The organism is Acinetobacter sp. UBA3025 (assembly GCF_002367915.1).
GTDB lineage: Bacteria > Pseudomonadota > Gammaproteobacteria > Pseudomonadales > Moraxellaceae > Acinetobacter.
On sequence record NZ_DFDO01000327.1, the window covers coordinates 2,889 to 10,959 of the forward strand.

Annotated in this window: 8 protein-coding genes; all 8 read left to right on the plus strand. The window is 43.4% G+C overall.

What is annotated here, in order from left to right:
* The first annotated feature begins 26 nt into the window (after positions 1 to 26).
* Positions 27 to 1,034: a sulfate ABC transporter substrate-binding protein gene (locus B4J23_RS13945; RefSeq protein ID WP_291361477.1), complete on the plus strand. Its 1,008-nt coding sequence runs from the start codon at positions 27 to 29 to the stop codon at positions 1,032 to 1,034.
* A 177-nt stretch (positions 1,035 to 1,211) separates the two neighbouring features.
* Positions 1,212 to 2,225, plus strand: a complete 1,014-nt coding sequence (locus B4J23_RS13950) for a sulfate ABC transporter substrate-binding protein (RefSeq protein ID WP_291361463.1) — start codon at positions 1,212 to 1,214, stop codon at positions 2,223 to 2,225.
* A 31-nt stretch (positions 2,226 to 2,256) separates the two neighbouring features.
* Positions 2,257 to 2,862, plus strand: a complete 606-nt coding sequence (locus B4J23_RS13955; RefSeq protein WP_076753847.1) for an RBBP9/YdeN family alpha/beta hydrolase — start codon at positions 2,257 to 2,259, stop codon at positions 2,860 to 2,862.
* Between the two features lie 86 nt (positions 2,863 to 2,948).
* The gene (gene cysT, locus B4J23_RS13960) at positions 2,949 to 3,782 is read left to right on the plus strand and encodes a sulfate ABC transporter permease subunit CysT (RefSeq protein ID WP_291361467.1); all 834 of its coding nucleotides are present in this window, start codon (positions 2,949 to 2,951) and stop codon (positions 3,780 to 3,782) included.
* Positions 3,779 to 4,672 (plus strand): sulfate ABC transporter permease subunit CysW, encoded by an 894-nt coding sequence (gene cysW, locus B4J23_RS13965; RefSeq protein WP_004892240.1) that lies wholly within the window; start codon positions 3,779 to 3,781, stop codon positions 4,670 to 4,672. The genes cysT and cysW overlap by 4 nt, the downstream gene beginning before the upstream one ends.
* Positions 4,673 to 4,683: 11 nt before the next feature.
* The gene (locus tag B4J23_RS13970) at positions 4,684 to 5,745 is read left to right on the plus strand and encodes a sulfate/molybdate ABC transporter ATP-binding protein (protein WP_103800262.1); all 1,062 of its coding nucleotides are present in this window, start codon (positions 4,684 to 4,686) and stop codon (positions 5,743 to 5,745) included.
* 54 nt (positions 5,746 to 5,799) lie between these two features.
* On the plus strand, positions 5,800 to 6,723 hold the full coding sequence (locus B4J23_RS13975) for a CysB family HTH-type transcriptional regulator (RefSeq protein ID WP_291361473.1): 924 nt from the start codon (positions 5,800 to 5,802) through the stop codon (positions 6,721 to 6,723).
* 119 nt (positions 6,724 to 6,842) lie between these two features.
* Positions 6,843 to 8,045 (plus strand): outer membrane protein transport protein, encoded by a 1,203-nt coding sequence (locus tag B4J23_RS13980; RefSeq protein ID WP_291361475.1) that lies wholly within the window; start codon positions 6,843 to 6,845, stop codon positions 8,043 to 8,045.
* The last annotated feature ends 26 nt before the right edge of the window (positions 8,046 to 8,071 follow it).

Sequence of the window (8,071 nt, forward strand, 5' to 3'; positions counted from 1 at the left end):
AAAAACCAAGAACACTTGAGGCAAATATGAACGTCCGTAAATTAAAAATTGGGGTATTGGCAGCACTGATTTCAGCGACTGCATTTAGTGTGTCTGCAAAGGATTTTTTAAATGTATCCTATGACCCAACTCGCGAATTGTACGACAACTTTAACAAAGAATTCAGTGCTTACTGGAAAAAATCTACTGGCCAAGATATTAATTTTAAACAATCACATGGCGGTTCAGGTAAACAGGCACGTGCCGTGATTGATGGTCTGGATGCAGATGTCGTTACACTGGCTCTGGCAGCAGATATTGATGAAATTGCTAAACGTGGCCTGTTACCGACAGACTGGCAGAAGAAATTCCCGCAAAACTCGACACCATATACCTCAACAATTGTTTTCTTAGTCAAAAAAGGCAATCCGAAAGGCATTAAGGACTGGGGCGACCTGGTTAAACCGGGTGTAGATATCATTACGCCAAACCCGAAGACTTCTGGTGGCGCGCGCTGGAACTACTTGGCAGCTTGGGCATGGGCAAAACACCAGCCAGGGGGTAATGATACCAAGGCACAAGACTTTGTTCACCAGATTTATAAACAGACAAAAGTACTGGATTCTGGCGCGCGTGGTGCAACAACGACTTTTGCTGAACGCGGCATTGGTGATGTATTGCTGGCTTGGGAAAATGAAGCACATCTGGCACTTCGTGAACAACCCGGTAAGTTTGAAATCATCACACCTTCTCTGTCTATTCTGGCTGAACCACCTGTGGCAATTGTAGAAAAGAATGCCAAGAAAGATGGTAATGAAAATCTGGCTAAAGCTTATTTGAACTACCTGTACTCACCTGCGGGTCAAACGGTTGCTGCAAAGAATTTCTACCGTCCACGTAATGCGGCAGTATTAAAACAATACAGCAATGTCTTTAAATCGCTGAAGCTGGTGACTATTGATAAAGAGTTTGGCGGTTGGGACAAGGTACAGAAAAAACACTTTGCCAATGGCGGTATCTTTGACCAGATCGTCAAAGCAAACAGTGCAAAATAACGTTTTATAAATGTAGCGTTAATGGCCTTATTTAATAAGGCCATTCTTGTTTCAGATACTTACCCATCCACTTATCTTTTATTTTCATATAAAATTCATTTTTAATTATTTTTTATGCATAAAGAATAAGTTTATTCTTCACTCATGTTACAAAACGTGTAAGAGTTTGAGGTTCACATGAGCATTACAACAAAATTAAAAATTGGGGTTTTGGCTGCTGTTATTTCAGCAACTTCTTTTGGTGCAGCAGCGCGGGATTTTCTGAATGTCTCTTATGATCCGACGCGTGAACTCTATGAAGACGTCAACAAAGAATTTGGCAAATACTGGAAAAGCCGTACGGGCCAAACTATTAACTTTAAACAGTCACATGGTGGTTCTGGTAAACAGGCACGTGCGGTAATTGATGGTCTGGAAGCTGATGTAGTGACATTAGCACTGGCTGCTGATATAGACGTTATTGCAGAAAAAGCCAAATTACTCCCTGCGGATTGGCAAAAAAAATTGCCTCACAACTCTACACCGTATACATCAACCATCGTATTCCTGGTGCGTAAAGGCAATCCAAAGAATATTAAAGACTGGGGCGATCTGGTTAAACCTAATGTCGCAATCATTACACCAAATCCAAAAACCTCTGGTGGGGCGCGTTGGAATTATCTGGCAGCGTGGGCTTATGCAAAACACCTCCCAGGCGGTAATGATGCCAAAGCACAAGAATTTGTTCGCAAAATCTATAAGCAGACCAAAGTCCTAGATTCAGGTGCACGTGGTTCAACAACGACATTTGCTGAACGCGGTATCGGTGACGTATTACTGGCTTGGGAAAATGAAGCGCATCTGGCACTTCGTGAACAACCCGGCAAGTTTGAAATCATCACACCTTCTTTGTCTATTCTGGCTGAGCCACCAGTTGCGATCGTAGAAAAAACAGTAGCGAAAAAAGGCAACAAATACCTGGCACAAGGTTACCTGAACTTCCTCTACTCACCACTAGGTCAAGAAATTTCAGCACGTAACTTCTACCGCCCACGCAATGAAAAAGTACTGGCAAAGTACAGTCAGGTCTTCAAGCCACTAAAACTGGTGACGATTGATCAGGAATTTGGTGGTTGGGACAAAGTGCAAAAGGCTCACTTTGAAAATGGCGGCATTTTCGATCAAATCGTGAAAGCCAATACAGCAAAATAAGTTTTGCATTGAACAGATAAGGAGCATTCGCATGATACATACCCTCATTGTTCCAGGTGTAGGTGGCAGTGAACATGATCACTGGCAATCCTGGTTGCAACGTGGTCTGATGCAATGCTCCCGTGTTCAACAGCAAGACTGGAACCATCCGGTACTGAGTAGCTGGGTAGCGCAGTTTGTCAAATCTGTACAGCAAATTGAAGATGATATTGAAATCGTAGCGCACAGCTTTGGCTGCCTGACCAGTCTTGCAGCACTTGACCAGCATCCAGAACTTTGTCGAAAAATTAAAAAACTGGTTCTGGTGGCTCCGGCCAACCCAGCCCGTTTTAGTGAAAATGGCTTTGCACGTGATAGCCAAACAGATTACAGCGCTTATTTCCATCAGCTCAAGCTTCAGGTTCCGACCATCATGCTGATCAGTGAAAATGATCCTTGGCTGAGTTTTGAAGATGCACATGCTTTTGCCGAATCCTGGAAAATCCAGCCGATTAATCTGGGCGCCGTCGGTCATATTAATGTTGCCTCGGGCTTTGGCCCCTTCCCTGAAATTAAACAATACCTGAATTCAGAGATGCCGATGCAACATATCAGCAATACTGATGAAGGCAAGTATTTTTTTAAATTTGCATTTTAGATGTTGCAAATTATGCTTGTCGCAAATTTCATTTTTAATATTCGCTGGTTGTCTTCAATCAGCATTCTCTCTTTTGAGGAGTAATCATGTCGCAGCGATCCCGAGTGCTGCCAGGATTTGGTCTATCTCTAGGCTTTACCCTAGCGTATTTGTCATTAATCGTTCTTATTCCACTGTCTGCCGTATTTATTAAATCACTTGGCATTGGCTGGGATGGCTTATGGGAAATCCTGAGCTCTGAACGTATCTTGAAATCATTACAGCTAAGCTTCAGTTCAGCCATTATTGCTGCTTTGATTAATGTAGTTTTTGGCCTGTTACTGGCATGGTGTCTGGTGCGTTATAGCTTTCCGGGTAAACGTATTGTCGATGCACTGGTCGATCTGCCTTTTGCCCTGCCAACCGCAGTTGCCGGTATTGCTCTGACTTCTTTATATGCACCTACAGGCTGGATCGGTCAGTATCTGGAACCAATAGGTATTCAAGTGGCTTATACCCCGATAGGTATTACCTTGGCGCTGATCTTTATTGGGATTCCTTTTGTGGTGCGTACGGTTCAACCGGTACTGTCTGATCTGGAAACTGAACTTGAGGAAGCTGCTTCTGCGCTCGGGGCAAACCGCTTCCAAATCGTGACCAAAATTATTTTCCCGATTCTGCTACCCGCATTGATTACAGGCTTTGCCCTGGCATTTGCACGTGGCGTGGGTGAATACGGTTCGGTCATCTTTATTGCCGGTAACCAGCCGTTTAAAACGGAAATTGCTCCACTCATGATTATCTCGCGTCTGGAAGAATATGACTATGCGGGTGCAACCACGATTGCTGTCGTGATGCTATTGATTTCATTTGTGATGCTGTTCCTGATTAACTTGTTACAAGCTTGGGCTAGCCGCCGTACCGGGAGAACTGCACGATGAGTTTAAATACCAACAGCAATGCACTTGCTGAAAAGCTGCAATCCCGTGATGCAACTCGCGAGCCAAAATGGGTACGTTATACCCTGCTCACAATTGCGCTGATCTTCTTTTTAAGCTGCCTGATTCTGCCGCTGGTATTGGTCTTTGTTGAAGCATTCAAGCAAGGCGTCGGCGTATATACTCAGGCACTGGTTCATCCAGACACATTATCTGCGGTAAAACTAACGCTATTAACTGCTGCAATTGCAGTACCGTTAAACGTGGTATTTGGTGTGGCTGCTGCCTGGTCAGTGGCGAAGTTTAACTTCCCTGGCAAGTCTATCCTGACCACGATTATCGATATTCCCTTCTCGGTATCACCGGTCATCGCCGGTATGATGCTGGTGCTGATTTTCGGTACCCAAGGCTGGATGGGCAGCTGGTTAATGGATAATGACATTAAGATCCTGTATGCCGTACCCGCAATTGTTTTGGCGACTATATTTATTACGGTACCTTTCGTAGCGCGTGAATTGATTCCTTTAATGGAAGCTCAAGGCACTGAAGAGGAAGAAGCTGCAATTGTACTCGGTGCATCAGGCTGGAAAACCTTCTGGAAAGTGACCCTGCCAAATATTAAATGGGGTCTAATCTATGGTGTGATTCTGTGTAATGCACGTGCCATGGGTGAGTTCGGCGCGGTATCGGTAGTATCCGGTCATATCCGCGGTGAAACCAATACTTTGCCGCTACATGTCGAAATTCTCTATAACGAATATACCTTTAGTGCTGCGTTTGCTGTGTCTTCGCTCCTGGCTCTCCTCGCAATTGTGACCCTGGTGCTTAAAACCTGGGTAGAAATGCGCCAGGAAAAACAAAACAAACGTAATGACGATTTAACAGTTTCTTAAGGAATGCCCACATGAGTATTCAAGTTAAAAATATTGAAAAACACTTTGGTGCATTCCATGCACTGAATAATATTTCCCTGGATTTCCCGGATGGCCAGTTAGTAGCTCTTTTGGGTCCTTCAGGCTGTGGTAAAACCACCCTGCTGCGTATTATCGCTGGTCTTGAATCTGCAGATGGGGGGCAGGTCATTCTGGAAGGTCAGGATGCAACCAACGTCCATGTCCGTGAACGTGAAGTCGGTTTTGTCTTCCAGCACTATGCGCTGTTCCGTCATATGACAGTGTATGACAACGTGGCATTCGGTTTACGTGTTCGCCCACGTTCAACCCGTCCATCAGAGACTGAAATCAAGAAACGTGTTACCCGTTTATTGGATCTGGTTCAACTGGGCTTTCTGGCAGATCGCTACCCTGCTCAATTGTCTGGTGGTCAGCGTCAGCGTATTGCGCTTGCGCGTGCCCTAGCGGTTGAACCACGCGTACTATTACTAGATGAACCTTTTGGTGCGCTAGATGCCAAAGTGCGTAAAGAACTGCGTCGCTGGTTACGTACCCTGCATGATGAGCTGCATATCACTTCTATCTTCGTGACGCATGACCAGGAAGAAGCACTGGAAGTTGCAGATCAAATTGTGGTGATGAACAAAGGGAATGTCGAACAGATTGGTTCACCACGTGAAGTATATGAAACCCCGAAAACGCCATTCGTGTTCGACTTCTTGGGTCAAGCCAACCGTTTCGAAGGTCAGAATAATGGCGGCATCATTCAGTTGGGTGAAGATCGCATCCAATTTGATGCGGCACAACAGCATCCACAAGGTGATGTCATTGTATTTGCCCGCCCTGATGAACTGCGTATCTCCGCTCAGCCACAGGACAATGCAATTCAGGCGACCTTTATTCGTGAATTATGGATTGCCGGTAAAGTCGTTGCAGAACTGAATGACCGTCAGGGTAACCTGATTGAAATTTCACTGACGCCTGAAGAAGCGCGAGCGCATCAATTCCGACCAAATCAGACCGTATGGTTAAGTCCACTTAACCTGCATTTATTTGCAAATCAGGTTGCTTAAGAAACATTCAGATGGGGCCATTTCAGCCCCATCCGCTTATAGGGTATATAGAAAATGAATTTCCAACAATTAAGAATTATTCGAGAAACTGTTCGTCAAAAATTTAATTTAACTGAAGCTTCTGCAGCACTGTATACCTCACAATCGGGTGTGAGTAAGCATATTAAAGACCTGGAAGATGAACTTGGTGTACAGCTGTTCATCCGTAAAGGTAAGCGTCTACTCGGTCTGACTGAACCAGGTCAGGCACTGCTCGGAATTGTGGAGCGCATGCTGGTTGATGCAGACAATATTAAACGTCTTGCAGATGACTTTAACAAGGTCGATGAAGGTACATTAACGATTGCAACGACGCATACCCAAGCACGTTATGTATTACCACCAATCGTAAATCAGTTCAAAAAAGAATTTCCGAAAGTTCATCTGATTTTGCAACAAGCCAGTCCAATGGAAATTACTGAAATGCTACTTCAAGGTGAAGCAGATATCGGGATTGCGACTGAAGCCTTAACGACTGAGGAAAATCTGGCGAGTGTGCCTTATTATAACTGGCAGCACAGTATTATTACGCCGCAAAATCACCCGCTAAATAGCAAAGAACAGGTACGTATTGAAGACCTCGCTGGCTATCCGATTATTACTTATCATGGTGGTTTTACTGGCCGTTCTAAAATCGACTCAGCCTTTGAAGAAGCCGGTGTAGATGTGGATATTGTAATGTCAGCTCTGGATGCTGATGTTATTAAAACTTATGTCGAGCTCAACATGGGTGTTGGCATTGTCAATGATCTGGCTTATGATCCAGAACGTGACTATCGCCTAAAACAGATCAAAACCGATATTTTTGGGGTAAATACTACCTGGATTGCAGTACGTAAAGGCCACTTATTACGTGGTTATGGTTATGAGTTTATTTCTTTATGCTCACCAGATGCGGACATCAAGGCACTTAAAAAAGTGGCTTATCCAGATGAATAATATGGATTGTACTTTCTAAATTGAAGAGGCCTATCGCCTCTTTTTTCAATTTTACCAGTAGATTATTTCATTAAAAATCAAGCATAATCACAGTATAATTCAATAAATAAATTATATTAATGATGAGCTACAAATTTTCCCTCTTGGGATGTGGACTGATTTTTTCTGGGACAAGTTTTGCTGCCGCTTTTGAGCAATCTAATCAAACCATCCAGTCCTTTTTTGAAAAGGATCATTATGCTGAAGTCTCATTTGCCTGGACGCATCCTAATGTTAGTGGTCAAGTACAGCATACCGAAATATTAGAACAATTAGGTATTCAGGATTTTTCTACGGGTCAGCTTGCGAATAATCAGCTGGTTGCCAATGCTGCATTAAAACTACAGCTTCATCCTCAGATCTCTTGGGGTCTCATTTACGATCAGCCTTTCCATGTGGATGTCGCATATCAATATAGTCCAGTTTTTGCAGGTGAACCTACAGAGATTGAAGCAGCCGATATTGAGTTTGATAGTCATAATCTGACTTCCATTCTTGGATATCAGCCTGATCGAAACTGGAATCTCTATGCAGGACTGAGTTATCAGACCTTAGAAGGTAATCTAAGTTTGGTAGGTGAATCTTTTTCGGTCTTTAATGGTTATCACGTTCAGCTTGAACAAAATGCTGCCTGGGGTTGGCTCGCTGGAATGAGCTATCAAACTCCTGAGTATTTCTTTAGAACAGCGTTAACTTATCGTTCAGCTATAAACCATCAACTGGAAACCACAGAATCAATTACAGTCGGTATACCTACGTCAAGCTTTACGAAAGTACAAACACCTCAATCTATTAATTTAGATATTCAGAGCGGACTTCCCTCTCAGAATATTTTTTATGCGAGTTTACGCTGGGTAAATTGGCAAGATCTTGTCATTCAACCACCGAAATTCGGTGCAGTGATTGATTATGCCGCTTTGGAGTTTCCTGAAATAAAAGATATCAAGATGATCGATTATCAGGAGGATCAATGGTCGGCCAAACTTGGAATCGCACATCAATGGCCTTCCTCTATGATTAATTCTTTTGAAATCTTATGGGACTCAGGTACGGGAAATCCAGCTTCTACCTTGAATCCGAGTGATGGTTATTGGGGAGTGGGTTTAGGATATTTTCAGAATTTTCAAAAACACTGGGATTTCGCTACAGGAATGTATTATTTAAAATTCCAAAAGCCTAAAACAAATTCAAACGCTGTTATACCCCAGTTCGTAGGCTTATCTGCAGTAGATGATAACGATGTTTGGGTCGTCGGTATGAAGTTGGGCTATCATTTTCAATAGCTTTTAATAAACAAAAAAAAACGAGC